Source organism: Methylobacterium sp. NEAU K (genome assembly GCF_030700285.1).
Taxonomy (GTDB): domain Bacteria; phylum Pseudomonadota; class Alphaproteobacteria; order Rhizobiales; family Beijerinckiaceae; genus Methylobacterium.
This window is the reverse complement of the sequence record NZ_JAUYZJ010000002.1, coordinates 84,476-100,355: the sequence shown is the minus strand read 5'-3', so window position 1 is coordinate 100,355 and position 15,880 is coordinate 84,476. Positions and strand designations below refer to the sequence as shown.

Below are 15,880 nucleotides of genomic sequence, written 5' to 3'. Positions count from 1 at the left end.
CGCTGGGAGCCGATCACCTGGATCTGACGAATCCCGATTTCCTTACCGATTTGACCGCATCCACCGCCGAAATGCTGCGGCAATGCTAACGCGCAGGATCGCGGAAGCGTGACCATACGTTGCGCGCACGGCTAAGCTGTGGCAATAACATGCGTCACGTCTGGACCTCAGCCGGGCGATGCTGCACCTATGAGTTGTGAGCGGCGGCTGAGATCCGCACGGATCACGCCTGACGCAATCGAAGAGATCCGGACTTTCCCTCATGTCGACTCCCACCCCCAAGCCGAAGCAGACCACGGCCATCGATCACGGGGTCGGCAGCCGCATCGCGTTCCTGCGTGCGGCCAACGGGTTGAGCCAATCCGCGCTGGCCAGCGCCCTGGGCGTCAGCTTCCAGCAGGTTCAGAAATACGAGACCGGTAAGAACCGGGTCGGGGCCGGTCGCCTCCAGGCGATCGCCGAGCGGCTCGGCGTGCCGGTGTCGAGCTTCTTCGAGCCAGAGCCGGAGGCCGCGACGGAGAACGGCCCGGCTCTGCTCCGGGTCGCGGGCGCCGTGGAGCTGCTGCGTGCCTACAACCAGATCTCGGACGACCAGATGCGCCGGGACGTCATCGCGCTCGTGAAGTCCGCCGCGCGGATCGGGCACAACGCCGCATCGGCGGAGAAGGCACCGGAGCGGTCCACGACCAATGGTGCCGCAACGGCGAAGCCCTGAGGCCGGAATGGATTGACCGGCTCCGCCGCGCGGCTCACACGGCGTCGCTCGCTTCTGAACAGGCGGGAGGACGCCGATGACCGCGCCACGACCGACGAACCTCTTCGCCGACCTGCCGCTCGACGTGCCCGACGAGGTTGTTTCCGTGCTGCACGCGGCGCCGGGGTTGCGGATCGAGCGCATCGTCTCGAACGGACAGGCGAGCCCGCCGGGCTTCAATTATGATCAGCCGCATGCCGAGTGGGTGGCGGTGCTGGTGGGCTCGGCCGATCTGCGCTTCGCCGACGAGTCGACATCGCGCCGGCTCTCGGCTGGCGACACCGTTCTGATCGAGCCAAACCGCCTGCACCGGGTCGAGCGCACCGACTCGCCCACGATCTGGCTGGCGATTCATTTCGGGCCGACGGTCGAGGCGGCGGATTCGGGCTGAACCGGAGTCAGCCGCCGAAGCGCGCCAGGGTGACGGCGGTGTCGCCGTAGACGCGCCGTTCCAGCTCGGTGAAGCCTTCGGGCAACGCCAGTTGAACGCTCTCGGCTTCCTCCACGACAGCCAGGGCGCCCGGCACCAGCCAAGCCCCCTCGGCCGCACTCGCAAGCGCCTTCGGCGCCAGTCCGCGATTGTAGGGCGGATCGCAGAAAACCACGGAGAAGGCCCCGGTCGTGCCAGAGGGCCCCAGGCGCGTCGCGTCCCGGCGGAAAAGCCGAGTCACACCCTCGGCGCCCAGCGTTTCGATGTTGGACCGGATCACGGCGCGGGCCTCGGCGCCCTCGTCGACGAGGACTGCATAGGTCGCGCCGCGCGATAACGCCTCGAAGCCGAGCGCGCCGGTGCCCGCGAACAGGTCGAGCACGCGGGCCCCGACGACGGCGTCGTCGTAAGCGTGCGTCAGCACATTGAACAGCGATTCGCGCAGTCTGTCGGATGTCGGACGGATCGCGTCGGTGCGCGGCGTGGCGAGCTTACGGCCACGCCACGCACCGCCGACGACCCTCATCGGCCTCTGGACGGCGGACGGCCCCCGCCGGGCTTCGCGCCGCCCCGGAAGCCGCCGGGCCGACCGCCCGGCTTGGCTCCGGCTCCCTTGCCGGCGAACCCGCCCGGCTTGCCGCCTGGTCGTGCCCCCGGACGGGATCCGCCCCCGGGCTTCTGGCCGCCGAATGCCGGCTTGCCGCCGGCTGCTGGCTTTTGTCCCCGGAAGCCGCCTTTACCCCGCGGTGCGCCCTCCGCCGCAGTCCCTTCGAACGGACGGTCACGACGCCCGCCCGGCTTGCCGTCTCGGCGGTCGTCACGTCGCGCCTCGCCGCGCGGCCCGGCCGCAGCCCAGGTCGCTTCGCGGGGGGCAGACCGCTCGCCAGCCCCTCGCTCACCGCGGGAGGATGGCGCGCGGCCACCGGAGGACTCACGGTCCTGACGTCCCATGGGGCCCCGTTGCGATCCCTCGGGCGCGCCGCGATCGGCGTAGCGGCGGCGCGGCTTCTCCTCCGCCACCGGCTCGACCGGGCTCGCGGATAGGCGCTCGACCACGACCCTGCGCTCGCCGGCACGGATCGAACCGACCCGCTCGTGTCCGCGCTCGGCCGCGGCGGCCTGCGCCGCACGCGGATCGGCGCCGCGGCGCGGAACGCGCGACGCCCTCGGCTTGCCGGCATCCTCATCCGCCCGCCAGGCGGAGCGGCGCGGTCCGGAGCCGGCTCCGCCCGTCGAGACCCGCGGGGCGGGTGCGGGCCGGGCAGCATTGCGTCCCCCGGATGGCGCAGAGGTATGGCTGGTGTCGCGCTCGGCCTTCTTGGGGGATCCGAAGGCCCCGATTGGCTCACGAACCGGGCTCTCGAAATCGACACCGGCCTGCTCGGCCAGCGCCTTGCCGAGCTGATCCTTCAGGACGCGCATGCGCACCTCCTCGACCAGTCCCACTTCCAGGTCGCCGAGCTGGAACGGTCCGAAGGACAGCCGGATGAGCCGATTCACCGACAGGCCGAGATGTTCGAGGATGCGCTTGACCTCGCGGTTCTTGCCCTCCCGCAGTCCCAGCGTCAGCCAGAGATTGTCGCCCTGCACGCGGTCCAGGGTCGCCTCCACCGGGCCGTACTCCATCCCGTCGACCGTCACGCCCTTGGCGAGCCTGTCGAGCTGGGCTTGATCTGTGTCGCCATGTGCGCGGACGCGATAACGCCGCAGCCAGCCGGTGTCGGGATGAGCGATGACCTTCGCGAGGCCGCCGTCGTTCGTGAGAAGCAGCAGGCCCTCGGTGTTGATGTCGAGCCGCCCCACCGCGACCACCCGCGGCATGTCCTCGGGCAGGACGTCGAAGACCGTCTGGCGGCCTTCCGGATCACGGGCAGTGGTGACGAGGCCGCGCGGCTTGTGAAAGATCCACAGGCGGCTTCGCTCGCGCGCCGGCATCGGCTCGCCGTCGATGAGGATCCGGTCATCGTCGGTGACGTTGCGGGCCGGCGAGGTCAGCATCTCGCCGTTGACGCTCACGCGACCGGCCAGGATCATCGCCTCGGCATCGCGCCGGGAGGCAATGCCGGCCCGTGCCATCGCCTTGGCGATGCGCTCGCCAGGCGGGGTCGGCGCCTCGGCATCGGTCGGTGCGGAGACCTCGGCGATCGGCCTGGGCGCAGCTTCCGTCCGCGACCGATTCTTTCCGTCCGCGGAGGACTTCGCGGCCCGGCCGTCCCGCTCGCGTTCGCTGCCCGCATCCGTGGCGGGGACCCAGTGCTCGGATCGTGTGGTCTCTGCGTCCGGAAGGGCATGCCCCCCCGGCGCGTCGTCTTTCGGCAAGTCGCTCATCTGCCGGCCTTACCAGAGCCGGCCCTGACAGGCGAGACGGGTTGTGAGCGAAGCCGAGCGGGCGGCCTCGTGTCGGTAGGGACTTGGCCCGAACGAAACGGGGCGGCCCTGATGGACCGCCCCCGGTAGATTCTCTTGAACCGTGCCGTCAGAGCCTCGGGGAGCGCCCGCGCATCACCCCGAACACCGCGGAGATCAGGAAGAGGGCGATCGCCACGAAGAAAACGATCTTGGCCGCCTCGACGGCCGTACCGGCGATGCCGCCGAAACCGAGAAGAGCCGCCACGAGAGCGACGACGAGAAACGTGATAGCCCAACCGATCATGGCACCCTCGCGAAATTCGGGTCGGTTCAACTTGGGAACCCGCCAGCGGCAGGTCCCGTTCCGGTCAGTTCAGCGAGATCAGAGCTTGTCGGTCGCCGACTTCACGGCGCTCTTGGCGTCGCCGACGGTGGCCTGGGCCTTGCCCTTCAGCTCCTGGGCCGCGCCTTCGGCCTTCATCTTGTCGTTGCCAGTTACGTCGCCGAGACCCTGCTTGGCCTTGCCCATCGCCTCGTTGGCGGCGCCCTTGATCTTGTCGGTGGTGCTGCTCATGGCGTTTTCCTTTATCCGAATTCTTGCGGCCAGACTGTTGTTGTCGATGCCGCATTCGTTATGGCAACGGTTTCCGGGGCTGGAATGTTCCAGGCTTTAACATTGACTTCGAGCAATTTCCGACGCCGGCCCGTGCCAGATCCGGCGATGGGATGAGAACACCGTGACGGCCGATCCGATCCAGCGCGCCGGCCATGAATCTTCGGTCGGGCTCGGCGCCTTCGACCAGGCTTTCGCGGCCGCGCGCTCGGCCGCGGCCGCCGGGGAAGTCCCGGTCGGCGCCGCCGTGGTCCGCCACGGCCGGGTGCTGGCGGTCGCCCATAACCGGCCGCGGGCACTGCACGACCCGACTGCCCATGCGGAGATCCTGGCGATCCGCGCGGCCTGCGCGGCGATCGGCGACGAGCGGCTGACCGGTTGCGATCTCTACGTCACCCTGGAACCCTGCCCGATGTGCGCGGGCGCGATCTCGTTCGCGCGGATCCGTCGGCTCTACTACGGTGCGGCCGATCCGAAGGGTGGCGGCGTCGAGCACGGACCACGCGTCTTCAACCAGCCGACCTGCCACCACGCGCCGGAGGTCTATGGCGGATTCCGGGAAGTCGAGGCGGCGGCGCTGCTGCGCGACTTCTTCGCCGACAGGCGGGCGTGAGGACGCCGTCGCACGGCTCAAGCATCGGCCGCCCGCGGATGGGCGATCCGCTCAGGGATTGACCCGAAGGCCGAGCAGGAAGGTATTCTCGCGGAAGCTCGACCCGGCCACCGTACTGTCGATCTGCTGGTAGATGTAAGTACCCCGCAGGGTCAGCCAGCGGGTGAAGCGGTAATCCAGCCGTGCGGTGGCGGAGAAGCCGCTCTCGCGGATCGTGCTGCCCTGGTAGTCGTTTCTGAGGAACGAGCCGCCGACCACGATCGACAGGTTTCGCAGCAGATCATGCTGCACTTCCAGTGTCGCCACGTCCGTGAGGATGCCGCTCGAGCCCACGACGGTGGTCTCGGTGACGCCGGTCGCGGCGGTCAGTCGGACGGTCGTGAGCGGGCTCATTGACCAGACCAGGGCAGCGTTGACCAGCGGGGCGTTGATGTCGCGCAGTGTCGGATCGACGTAGGAGCGGTGCTGGATGCCGGCCGAAATCTCGCCGGTAACGGAGCGCGCGAGCCCGAAACTCGCGCCCAGCATGAATGCGATGCCGTCGGAATCGCGCCGGACGCCACTCGCGTCGCGCCGCATATCGTAGACCCGCGTATCGCCCAGGATGTCGACGAAGGGGCTGAGATCGGGCGTGATCTCGTAGGCGGTGCGCAACTGCAGACTATACTGGTTCAGGTTTCGGTCGGACTGGTTGATGATCGTGCCGTCCGAGAGCCGGGCGTTGTCGAATTCCGAGCGGTCGACGGAGCCGCGCAGGGTCACCGAGAGCCGGTTGAACGTCTCCGTGGCGCCGAGCGAAGCGCCGTAGACGGCCAGCAGCGGCCGGCTCGTCGCGGAGGCGGCCTGAAGGTTCGGGCTCGACGTACGCTGCGTATCGACCAGGAAGCGGCCTTCCGCGTCGATGTGCAGGTCGCGGTTCGCATCGATACGCAGCCGGACGGTACCGTCCGCGGCGGGCCGGCTGGCGGCCTCGTTCTGGGGCGTCTCCAGGTAAGAGCCGCGGAGCGCGCCCTGGAACGAGCTGGAGGACCAGTCGCTCTGGAAGTCGACGGCGGCCTCGGTGCGGAGCGCTGCCGATCCCTTCGCGAGCTGCCGGCTAGTCTGGTCGGGATTCGAATCGTAGCCGACGCTCTGTGCGAAGCTCGGCAGCACCGTGAAGGTGCCGATCCGATAGCCGAGCGGGGCGTAGGCCGGATCCGTCGGGATCGGTCGTGCGAGGTCCGTGCCGAGGATGAAGCCGGGCGTGAGCAGGCCGAGGGCGGGGGAGATCGCCAGAAAGGGTAGGATCGGACGCACCGGCCCGGTGGCCGGCTGCACCGGCACGCCGACCACCGCCTGCCGGACTATGGGCGTCAGGCGCAGGGCCGGGGGCGGGACCTGCGTCACCTCCTGGGTGACCTTGCGGGTCGCCGAGCCGATGCGCCGGGGCGGCGCGGCCCGCGAGCGCAAGAGGATCGTCGGTGCCAGATTGTTCGGCGCCGTGGTCGATCCGCCGGTACGCTGGCCGCCGGTGGTGACGCGCGTGTTGAGCTGCGAGAGCCCCGGCTGAGTCTGGGCGGGGATCGGCGGTGACAGCGGCGACCGCAGGCTGTCGCCACCGGTCTGCTCTCCGCTGGTGGCGTCACCGCCGGGGGAGCCGCGGCTATTGTCGCGCGACAGACCGTCCGGAATGCGACGCCGCAAGGCCGGCAGGCCGTTAGGCGCCGTGTCCTGGCCGATCCCGGGATTGTCGGGCTGGCCGGTGACCGGGCTGGTCGCGTCGAAGCGCTGGGCCTCGGATGGCGATGCGGTGACGGCCAGGGTCAGCGCCGCGATGGCGAGCCGCATCGCCTGCCGTCCCCGCCGGTCAGCGTCCGCCGTCCGCACTTTATACCGGCCTCCGTCCAAGTCCCGGGTGCCTGAGGCCGGGAACTACAGAACACGCCGCCGCCACGGGGGTCGCCGGTATGGTTAATCCTAGCTAGCGGCGACGTGGTTAATGCTGCGTCAACGCCGTTCCAGCCCGGCTCCCCGGCAGCCGTTGCAGTGGCGTCTAAAAGCTCTACGTCGCTCAAACGTTGCGATTGAGATATTTCGAATGATCTGCTAGCGTCATCGAGAATTGGATGATATCCGAGTGGTTATGACCGTATCGGATAGTTGTAACGACAGAGGATCAACATGAGTGAGATCGCTGAAGCTGAGCAGGCCGAGCATATCGAACTCGCGGTCGATATCGTTGCGGCCTACGTATCGAACAATTCCGTTCCGTCATCGGAACTCCCGGGGCTGATCAGCGGCATTCATGCGGCGTTGAACAGCCTCTCGGCTTCGGGAGCTTCGTCGAAGCCCGCCGTCGAAAAGTTGAGCCCGGCGCAGATTCGGAAATCGATCACTCCGGATCACATCGTCAGCTTCGAGGACGGCAAACCCTACAAGACCCTGCGTCGGCACCTCACCCTGCGCGGGCTGAGCCCGGAAGCCTACCGGGAGAAATGGGGCCTCCCGCGGGACTATCCGATGACGGCAGCGAGCTACTCGGCCCAGCGCTCGGAACTCGCCCGCGCCCTCGGCCTCGGCCAGCAGCGCCGCAAAAGCCGTGGATCGGTGGCGCCGCCCGTACAGGAGACGCCGGCGGCCGCCGCTCCGAAGAGCCGCGGGCGGAAGAAGACGCCGGCCGAATAGGCGCCGCACCGGAAGGCCGCCGGCGTTTGCTGCGCGGACGGATCCTGCCCGCTACGGGTGCCCGGGACGGGTGCGGTCTGGCCGGCCACCACAGGGGCCGTCGCGGATCGAGGCCGCGTCCGCGATGCGTCCCCGAAGGTCCGCGGAAGCAGTGGCCATGGGACCGTGGCGGCCCGGTACCGCTCTGAGCGTGGGAAGTTTCCGCGCGAGACAGCGGCTGTACGGTGGTGAGCTTGCACACCGCGCAACCGTGCAGCGCGTGTGCAGAGCTTGGCGAAGGACGTCGAAGCGCCATCCTCGGCCATGCTGCGTCGCACAATGCGATGCGGGTCGCCCGAAGGACGTCGCCTTGCTTCCTCTGCCGATCCTCGCTCTCGCCGTCGCCTCGTTCGGGATCGGCACCACCGAATTCGTAATCATGGGCCTGCTGCCGCAGGTGGCGCAGGGTTTCGGCGTCACGATCCCGCAGGCGGGCTACCTCGTCTCGGGCTACGCCATGGGCGTAGTCGTCGGCGCGCCCATCGTGGCGATCGCCACCGCGGGCCTTCCCCGCAAGACGGCTCTGCTCGCGCTGATGGGCGTCTTCCTAGTCGGCAATCTCGGCTGCGCCCTCGCGCCGAGCTACGGCCTCCTGATGGTGGCGCGGGTCGTCACCGCCTTCGCGCACGGTGCGTTCTTCGGCATTGGCGCCGTGGTGGCCCGCGATCTGGTGCCGCGCGAGAAGCGGACCCAGGCGGTGTCTCTGATGTTCGCCGGGCTCACCCTGGCCAACGTGCTCGGCGTGCCGCTCGGGACCGCGCTCGGGCAGGCTGCCGGATGGCGTTCGACCTTCTGGGCGGTGGTCGCCATCGGGCTCGCCGCTGGTCTCGCGATCCAGCTCTGCGTACCCGCTGGGCTCCCTGGAACCCGGGGCAGCCTCGTGAAGGAATTCCGGGCGCTGGGCCGCTGGCCCGTGCTCCGGCCGATGCTGATCTCGACCCTGTCGTCGGTGAGCTTCTTCACGGTGTTCACCTACATCACGCCGTTCCTGACCGACGTCACCGGGTTCTCGCCGCAGGGTGTGACCGGCGTGCTGTTCGCCGCGGGGGTCGGCCTCACCATCGGCAACCTCGCGGGCGGCCATTTCGCCGACCGGGGCCTGATGGCGACGATCGTCGGCGGCTTCCTGGGCATCGTCGTGGTTCTGCTGGTCCTGGCGGCCTGCGCCCACAACGCTGCGCTGACGGTGGCGGTGCTGCTGCTCTGGGCAGGTCTGGCCTTCGCGCTGGTCTCGCCGCTCCAGATCTGGGTCGTCGAGGCGGCCAGCGATGCGCCGAACCTCGCCTCCACGTTGAACCAGGGCGCCTTCAACCTCGGCAACGCCACGGGCGCCTGGGTCGGCGGCGCGGCCCTGACGTTCGGTGCCGGCTACAGCCAGCTTCCGCTGATCGCCGCCGCCGTTTCCCTGCTCGGTCTCGGCCTCACCGTCACCGCGGTCAGCCGCGCCGGCCGTCGGATCTTCTCGGCCTCGGCGCCCGGCGCCTGAAGGCCGCAGGCCGGCGGCGCGCGATCCGTCAGTCGGCTCTGACGAGGTCGCCGAGCAGGCTCGCCGCCACGGTCGCCTTGGAGACCGTCAGGCCCGAGGCGCTGATCGCATCAACCGCGCCGCGGATGCGCGCGAGCGGTGCGCCGCGGGCCCGGGACCAGGCTTCCACCGCCTCCTGACCCGCGCCCAGGTCGGCCACGACCTCGGCGGTGAGCTTGCGATGGGCAGCGGCGATGCCCGCCACGGCCCGCTCCAGAGCCACCCGGTCGAAAGTATCGGCCACCGGCACGGTCCGCGCCGCCGCCGCCAGTTCGTCCAGGCGGAAGGCGTGCTCCAGCGCGAAGTGGGTCGCCGCCACCTCCTGTACCGGTCGGCCGCTGGCCTCGGCCACGCGTACAATGTCGGGCGCGGAGATGAGCGCGGTCAGGGAGGCGAGCCGCCGGGCCTGATCCGGGGGCATCCCGTAATCGGCCAGTTCCGTCGCGCGGTCCGTGATCGCCGCCAAGGCCTCCGCGCCCAGCACCTTCGGGAGCGCCGCCTCGACCGCTGCGACCCCGTCGCGATAGCGCGCGACGACCGGCGAGAGGCCGCCGGTCAGGTCGAGGTTGCGGATGAACCAGACGATGCGGTTGGCCAGCAGGTCCTGTACTTCGGCGTAGAGGCCGAGCTGGCCCTCGCCCGAGATCCTGCCGGCGAGCCCGTCGATGGCGAGGTTCAGCTCCATCAGCCCGAAGGCGTCTCGCGTCACCGCGTAGGCCTTCGCGATGGTCGCCGCATCGGCGCCGGTGCCGTCGACGAGGCGCGTCACCAGCGACGGGCCGCCGCGGTTGACGATGATGTTGGCGAGCGCGGTGGCGATGATCTCCCGGCGCAGCCGATGCCCCTTCACGGCGTCCGGGAACTGTTCGCGCAGGGCCTTCGGGAAGTAGCGCTGCAATTCGCGGTCGAAATAGGGATCGTTCGGCACGGCGCTCGCCAGGATCGCGTCGTGCAGCGACAGCTTGGCGTAGGCCAGCAGCACCGCGTATTCCGGCCGGGTCAGCCCCTCGCCGCGGCGCATGCGCTCCGCGATCGCACCGTCGTCCGGCAGGAACTCGACCGCGCGGTCGAGGCGCCCTTCCGCCTCCAGCGCCTGCATGGTCCGCATCGCGAAGCCGGTCTCACCGAGGCCGCCGCGCTGGGCGAGTGACAGACTGAGCGTCTGCAATTCGTTGTTGCGCAGGACGAGGCGACCGACCTCGTCGGTCATCGCCGCGAGCAACTGGTTGCGCGCAGCGTAGTCGAGCCGCCCGTCGCGCTCGGGGATCATCAGGGCGATCTTGATGTTTACCTCGACGTCCGAGGTGTTCACGCCGGCCGAGTTGTCGATGGCATCGGTGTTGAGCCGCACGCCCGCACGGGCCGCCTCGATGCGCCCGCGCTGGGTCAGGCCGAGATTGGCGCCCTCGCCGATCGCCTTCACCCGCAGCTCCGGCCCGGTGATGCGCACGGCATCGTTGGCCCGGTCGCCGGCGTCCTCGTCGGTCTCCGTGGTTGCGCGGACATAGGTGCCGATTCCGCCGAACCACAGCAGGTCGGCCGGGGCCTTCAGGATCGCCTGCATCAGCTCGGTCGGCGTCGCCTCCGGGCGGTCGAATCCGAGGGCCGCGCGGACAGGCTCCGAGAGCGGGATCGTCTTCAGGCTGCGCGAGAACACCCCGCCGCCTTCGGAGATGAGGGAACGGTCGTAATCCGCCCAGGAGGAGCGTCCGAGATCGAACAGACGCCGGCGCTCGGCAAAGCTGCGGGCCGCATCGGGATTCGGGTCGAGGAAGATGTCGCGGTGGTCGAAGGCCGCAAGCAGGCGGATGCTCTCGGACAGAAGCATGCCGTTGCCGAACACATCGCCCGACATGTCGCCGACCCCGACCACCGTGATCGGGTCGGTCTGCACGTCCACATCGATCTCTCGGAAATGGCGGCGCACCGCCTCCCAGGCGCCCCGGGCGGTGATGCCCATGCCCTTGTGGTCGTAGCCCTGGCTGCCTCCGGACGCGAAGGCGTCGCCGAGCCAGTGGCCCTTCTCCAGGGAGAGCGCGTTGGCGATGTCGGAGAAGGTGGCTGTACCCTTGTCGGCCGCCACCACCAGGTAAGCGTCGTCGGAATCGTGCCGCACCGTGTCCGGCGGTGGCACGATCGCCTGGTCGACGATGTTGTCGGTGAGTTCCAAGAGCGTGCGGATGAAGATCCGGTAGCTCTCGGTCCCCTCCTGCAGCCAGGCCGAGCGGTCGGAGGCCGGGGGCAACCGCTTGGGATAGAAGCCGCCCTTGGCGCCCACCGGGACGATCACGGCGTTCTTCACCTGCTGCGCCTTCACGAGGCCCAGGATCTCGGTACGGAAATCCTCCGGCCGGTCCGACCAGCGGAGGCCGCCGCGGGCGACGTAGCCGAAGCGCAGGTGCACGCCCTCCACCCGGGGTGAATAGACGAAGATTTCGAAGAGCGGCCGCGGAAGCGGCATCGCCGTCACCTTGGCGCAGGCGAATTTGAAGCTGATCGTCTCCCGGGGGCCGCCGCCCTCGGCCTTCTGGAAGAAGTTGGTCCGCACCGCCGCCTCGACGAGGTTGACGAACCGACGCAGGATCCGGTCGTCGTCAAGGCTGGTTACGTCCGCGAGCGCCGACTCGATGCCGGCACGGACCTCCGCCTCCCGTGCCGCGCGATTTCCGTCCGCCTCCGGGTCGAAGCGTACCCGGAACAGGGTGACGATCGCCCGGGCGATCTCGGGATGACGGCTGAGCGTGCCGGCCAGGTAATCCTGCCCGTAGCGGATGCGCAGCTGGCGCAGGTAGCGGCCGAGCGCCCGCAAGAGGGCCGCATCACGCCAGGCGAGTGCCGCTTCGAGGACCAGCCGGTTGTAGCCGTCGGATTCCGCGGCTCCGTCGGCGATCGCCAGCATCGCGGCCTCGAGAGGGCGCTCCAGCGCCGCCAGATCGATGTCGGCCCCGGTGGCACGCTCGATCAGCATGTCATGCAGCCAGATCCGGGCGGCCTCGTCCGATCCGGCGGGCATGACGCGATAGGTGCGCTCGTTGATCACCCGGAAGCCGAGATTCTCGAGCCCCGGCACGCGATCGGACAGGGTGATCGCGGTGCCGCGGGAGAACACCTTCAGGCGGACCTGCGCGGCGGGATCCGAGACCCGGCGTCCCAGTTGCACGGCGCGCGGCTGTGCCTCGCTCAGCGCTTCGAGGATGGCCACATCCGCGACCGCCGTGTCGGGCTGGAAATTGTCCCGGTAGGCGGCCGTGAACGCGTCGGCGTAGCGGGCGGCGAGGAGGCGGGCCCGGTCGCCGTCATGGGCCTCGGCGAGCGCCGCGCGCAGGCCGTCGCCCCAGGTGCGGACCAGGGATGCGATGCCGGTTTCGAGGACGGCGGGATCCTGCTGCGGCCTGACCTGATCGGGCAGGCCGATAATGAAGTGGGTGCGGGCCAGCGGCCCTTCCGGGAAGTCGGGATAGGCCGCGGCGAGGCTGCCGGCATAGACCTCGGCCAGATAGGCGCCGATCCGGGCGCGCACGGTCGAATCGTAGCGGTCCTTCGGGACGTAGACGAGCAGCGAGACGAAGCGGCCGAACCGGTCCGGGCGCGAAAGCACGCGGATCCGCGGCCTGTCGGCGAGGTTGGCGATGGCCAGGGTGAACCGGAAGAGCCGATCGACTTCGATCTGGAACAGCTCGTCGCGCGGGTAGGTCTCCAGGACCGCGAGCAGGCTGCGCCCGGCATGGCTCGTCGGGTCGAGGCCCGCCCGTTCCGACACCGCCTCGACCTTGCGGCGCAGGACCGGCACCTCCCGCGCGGGGCTGGTATAGGCCGAGGCGGTGAACAGGCCGACGATCCGAACTTCGCCCGAGAGCTTGCCGACCCCGGAGAAGAGCTTGACGCCGACGTAGTCGAGATAGGCGGCCCGGTGGACGCGGGACTTCACGCTCGCCTTGGTGATGATGAGCGCCTGCGGCTCCTCCAGGAAGGTGAGGATCTCCGGCGTGTAGTCGACCGGTGTCCCTCCCCGGCGCAGGGGCGTCGCCTCGGGGTCACGCAGCACCCCGAGGCTCGAGCCCTCGATCAGCGGGTGCGTATCGCCGGCGATGCCGTGCTCGCGCATCCCGAGCAGCAGGAACTGCCCGTCCCTCAGCCATTCCAGGAACGCGCGGGCCTCGGCCGTCTCGGCCTCCGGCAGCGGGGAGGGTGCGCGGCCCAGGCTCTCGGCGAGGTCCGAGAGGCGGCCCAGCATGGCTTGGTAGTCGTCGGTCGCCAGCGCCACGTCGCGGTAGACCTGGGCGAGAGCGTCGACGAGACGCTCGCGGGCGTCGATGTCGACATGGTCGAGATGGATGTGGATGAAGCTCTCGCGCGCGAGGCTGCCCTGGGCGTCCGCCGTCGTCTCGCCGACCACCCGGACCAGCGTCCCATCCGGGTCGCGCTCGACCCCAAGGATCGGGTGGGCGACGAGGTCCGGCGACAGGCCCTGCTCGGTCAGCTCGGCCAGGGTTGAATCCAGAAGGAACGGTCGGTTGTCGTTGACGACCTGCAGGATCGTGATCTCGCACGGCCGGCCGTCCCGGACGACCTCGGCATCGCTCAGGCGCACCCGCGCCCTGTCGCCGGGCTTGCGCGGTTCGGACAGGAGCGCCCGGGCCCGGGCCGCGAGATCGGCCAGCGCGCCGGCCGGGTAGGGGGCGAGGTCCTCGGGGGTCACGCGCCCGTACAGGTCGCGCACGAAGCCGCCGGGGCCGCCCTGCTCGGCGACGATTTCGGCGGCCGCCTCGATGAGCCCGGTGCGGGCCGACTTCTCTTCCGAGGATGACAACGCCGTGGCGGTTTCGAGTGTCATCGCGCCTCTCCCGGACCGGGTGCCTTCCCTGCAGCGATAGCAGGGTGATCCGCCATGTCGATGACAGCCCGGCGCATTTGCCGGCCTTCGCATGTCGAACGCGACGAACCGTCAGGACCGGCTTGTGCGCGTCGAAATCCGTGCATATACACGTATCGTGACGACCGATTCTCCCAATGAACCCTGCACCTGCTCGGCGCTTCGCCGCGCAACGCGGGCCGTGACCACGGCCTATGACGCGGCCCTGCGCCCGGCGGGGCTGCGGGTCACGCAGTTCGCGATCCTGCGTCTCCTGGACCGGCTGGGGCCGACCCCGGTGACGCGGCTGGCCGCGGAGGCGGCCCTGGAGCGCACCACCATGGGGCGCAACCTGGATCCGCTGGAGCGGCGCGGCCTCGTGTCGATCGCCGCCGGGGTGGCGGATGCGCGCGCGCGCGTCGTCACCCTCACCGATCCGGGCCGTGAGGCTCTGGCGCGGGCGATGCCCTATTGGCGGGCCGCGCAGGCGCGCATCAACGCGAAGATCGAGCCTCGTGCCGTCGCTGCCCTGGCTAAGGCCCTGATCTCCGCCTCCTGACCGATTCGAATCAGGCCGTCTCATCCCCCGGAGCCCGAACATGTCCGTCCCCATCGAGACGCGCCTCGCGCCGCGCATGCACTATGCGTGGATCGTCGCGGCGGTGACCTTCCTGGTGCTGCTCGTGGGAGCCGGCGTGCGGGCCACGCCGAGCGTGCTGATCGTGCCGTGGGAGCGGGAATTCGGCTGGACCGCGGCGACGATCGGGGTCGGGATCGCGCTCAATATCTTCCTGTACGGGATGATCGGGCCGTTCGCTGTTGCGATCATCGAACGCTTCGGCCTGCGGCGGTCGGTCTGCGGAGCGCTCCTCATCCTGGCGGTCGGGACCGCGGCCACGAGCCTGATGACCGCGCCGTGGCAGATGGTTCTGCTGTGGGGCATCGTGGTCGGCTCCGGCTCGGGCATGGTCGCCAACGTGCTGGGCGCCACCGTGGCCGGGCGCTGGTTCGCCAAGCGCCGGGGCCTGGTGCTCGGGATGCTCACGGCGAGCAGCGCGACGGGGCAGCTGGTCTTCCTGCCAATGCTGGCGTCGCTGGCGGTCGGGCAGGGCTGGCGCTCGGTCTCGCTGGTGGTCGCCGCCGCGACTCTGGTGCTGATCCCGGTGGCCGCCCTGCTGCTGCGCGATCGGCCGGCGGATCTCGGCCTGCCCCGCTACGGCGAGACCGCGGTGACGCCGACGCCGGTCCTCACCGAGAACCCGGCCCGGCGGGCGCTGCGCGGCCTGCAGGTGGGCCTGCGCTCCCGGGACTTCTGGCTGCTGGCCGGGACGTTCTTCATCTGCGGCGCCTCGACCAACGGGCTGATCGGGACACACCTGATCCCCGCCTGCATCGACCACGGCATCGCCGAGGTGACGGCCGCCGGCCTGCTCGCGCTGATGGGCATCTGCGACCTCATCGGCACCACGGCCTCGGGCTGGCTTACCGACCGGTTCGATTCACGCAAGCTGCTCGCGTGGTATTACGGACTGCGGGGCCTGTCGCTGATCTTCCTGCCCTACTCGTTCGACTACAGCTTCTACGGGTTGTCGCTGTTCGCGGTCTTCTACGGGCTCGACTGGATCGCCACGGTCCCTCCCACCGTGCAGCTCGCGGGAAAATCCTTCGGCGAGGAGAATGCCGCGCTGATGTTCGGCTGGATCGCGGCCGCCCACCAGATCGGCGCCGCCTCGGCCGCCTGGCTCGCCGGCTACGTCCGGACCGACACGGGCAGCTATCTCGGCGCCTTCGTGTCGGCGGGGCTGCTCTGCCTCGTGGCGGCGCTGATGGCGTCCTTCGTGGGCCGGCGCGAGCCGCGCGAGCCGGCCCTGCGTCCGCTGCCGGCCTGAGCTGCACGCAACGGGAGCGCCCGTCACACGTGTGCCGCGATGGGCGCGCCCTGATCGGGCGACCCCATCGCATCCCGAGAGTGCGCCGTGACAGTCGCGACCCGGCCGATACCGCCGGTCCAGCCGGTTCGTGCCCCGCGCCCATGGTCGGG

General features: G+C 70.0%; 13 protein-coding genes. 7 read left to right on the top strand and 6 right to left on the bottom strand.

The window, feature by feature from the left end:
* Nucleotides 1–262: 262 nt before the first annotated feature.
* Together Q8W67_RS02130 and Q8W67_RS02125 are read left to right on the top strand one after the other, a co-directional pair.
* On the top strand, nucleotides 263–715 hold the full coding sequence (locus tag Q8W67_RS02130) for a helix-turn-helix domain-containing protein (protein WP_305539998.1): 453 nt from the start codon (nucleotides 263–265) through the stop codon (nucleotides 713–715).
* A gap of 76 nt (nucleotides 716–791) precedes the next feature.
* Complete coding sequence (locus tag Q8W67_RS02125; protein WP_305539996.1) at nucleotides 792–1,145, top strand: cupin; 354 nt, start codon at nucleotides 792–794, stop codon at nucleotides 1,143–1,145.
* Between the two features lie 7 nt (nucleotides 1,146–1,152).
* On the opposite strand, the gene rsmD is transcribed toward Q8W67_RS02125, so the two are convergent.
* The 4 genes from rsmD to Q8W67_RS02105 all read right to left on the bottom strand — a co-directional run bounded on the left by rsmD (nucleotide 1,153) and on the right by Q8W67_RS02105 (nucleotide 4,107).
* Nucleotides 1,153–1,710 carry a 16S rRNA (guanine(966)-N(2))-methyltransferase RsmD gene (rsmD, locus tag Q8W67_RS02120; protein ID WP_305539993.1) on the bottom strand — a complete coding sequence of 186 codons (558 nt, stop codon included), beginning with the start codon at nucleotides 1,708–1,710 and terminating at the stop codon, nucleotides 1,153–1,155.
* Nucleotides 1,707–3,512 carry a pseudouridine synthase gene (locus Q8W67_RS02115; RefSeq protein WP_305539991.1) on the bottom strand — a complete coding sequence of 602 codons (1,806 nt, stop codon included), beginning with the start codon at nucleotides 3,510–3,512 and terminating at the stop codon, nucleotides 1,707–1,709. The genes rsmD and Q8W67_RS02115 overlap by 4 nt, the downstream gene beginning before the upstream one ends.
* Before the next feature lie 148 nt (nucleotides 3,513–3,660).
* On the bottom strand, nucleotides 3,661–3,837 hold the full coding sequence (locus Q8W67_RS02110) for a DUF1328 domain-containing protein (protein WP_007558816.1): 177 nt from the start codon (nucleotides 3,835–3,837) through the stop codon (nucleotides 3,661–3,663).
* Nucleotides 3,838–3,915: 78 nt separating this feature from the next.
* Nucleotides 3,916–4,107, bottom strand: a complete 192-nt coding sequence (locus tag Q8W67_RS02105; protein WP_305539985.1) for a CsbD family protein — start codon at nucleotides 4,105–4,107, stop codon at nucleotides 3,916–3,918.
* A gap of 163 nt (nucleotides 4,108–4,270) precedes the next feature.
* Here Q8W67_RS02105 and Q8W67_RS02100 point away from each other — a divergent pair, with 163 nt between their 5' ends.
* Nucleotides 4,271–4,759 carry a nucleoside deaminase gene (locus tag Q8W67_RS02100; protein ID WP_305539983.1) on the top strand — a complete coding sequence of 163 codons (489 nt, stop codon included), beginning with the start codon at nucleotides 4,271–4,273 and terminating at the stop codon, nucleotides 4,757–4,759.
* Between the two features lie 51 nt (nucleotides 4,760–4,810).
* Here Q8W67_RS02100 and Q8W67_RS02095 read toward each other — a convergent pair whose 3' ends face one another.
* A complete protein-coding gene (locus Q8W67_RS02095) occupies nucleotides 4,811–6,586 on the bottom strand; it encodes an outer membrane beta-barrel protein (RefSeq protein ID WP_305539973.1) in 1,776 nt (591 codons plus the stop codon).
* 333 nt (nucleotides 6,587–6,919) lie between these two features.
* Here Q8W67_RS02095 and Q8W67_RS02090 point away from each other — a divergent pair, with 333 nt between their 5' ends.
* On the top strand, nucleotides 6,920–7,423 hold the full coding sequence (locus tag Q8W67_RS02090) for a MucR family transcriptional regulator (protein ID WP_305539970.1): 504 nt from the start codon (nucleotides 6,920–6,922) through the stop codon (nucleotides 7,421–7,423).
* Nucleotides 7,424–7,772: 349 nt separating this feature from the next.
* The gene (locus tag Q8W67_RS02085) at nucleotides 7,773–8,948 is read left to right on the top strand and encodes an MFS transporter (RefSeq protein ID WP_305539968.1); all 1,176 of its coding nucleotides are present in this window, start codon (nucleotides 7,773–7,775) and stop codon (nucleotides 8,946–8,948) included.
* Nucleotides 8,949–8,976: 28 nt separating this feature from the next.
* Here the strand turns inward: Q8W67_RS02085 and Q8W67_RS02080 are convergent, their stop codons facing one another.
* Entirely contained in the window at nucleotides 8,977–13,821 is a 4,845-nt protein-coding gene (locus tag Q8W67_RS02080) for an NAD-glutamate dehydrogenase (protein WP_305539965.1), read from the bottom strand.
* A 220-nt stretch (nucleotides 13,822–14,041) separates the two neighbouring features.
* Between Q8W67_RS02080 and Q8W67_RS02075 the strand changes: the two genes are divergently transcribed.
* Together Q8W67_RS02075 and Q8W67_RS02070 are read left to right on the top strand one after the other, a co-directional pair.
* On the top strand, nucleotides 14,042–14,398 hold the full coding sequence (locus Q8W67_RS02075) for a MarR family winged helix-turn-helix transcriptional regulator (RefSeq protein WP_305539962.1): 357 nt from the start codon (nucleotides 14,042–14,044) through the stop codon (nucleotides 14,396–14,398).
* A 40-nt stretch (nucleotides 14,399–14,438) separates the two neighbouring features.
* The gene (locus Q8W67_RS02070) at nucleotides 14,439–15,728 is read left to right on the top strand and encodes an MFS transporter (protein ID WP_305539959.1); all 1,290 of its coding nucleotides are present in this window, start codon (nucleotides 14,439–14,441) and stop codon (nucleotides 15,726–15,728) included.
* The last annotated feature ends 152 nt before the right edge of the window (nucleotides 15,729–15,880 follow it).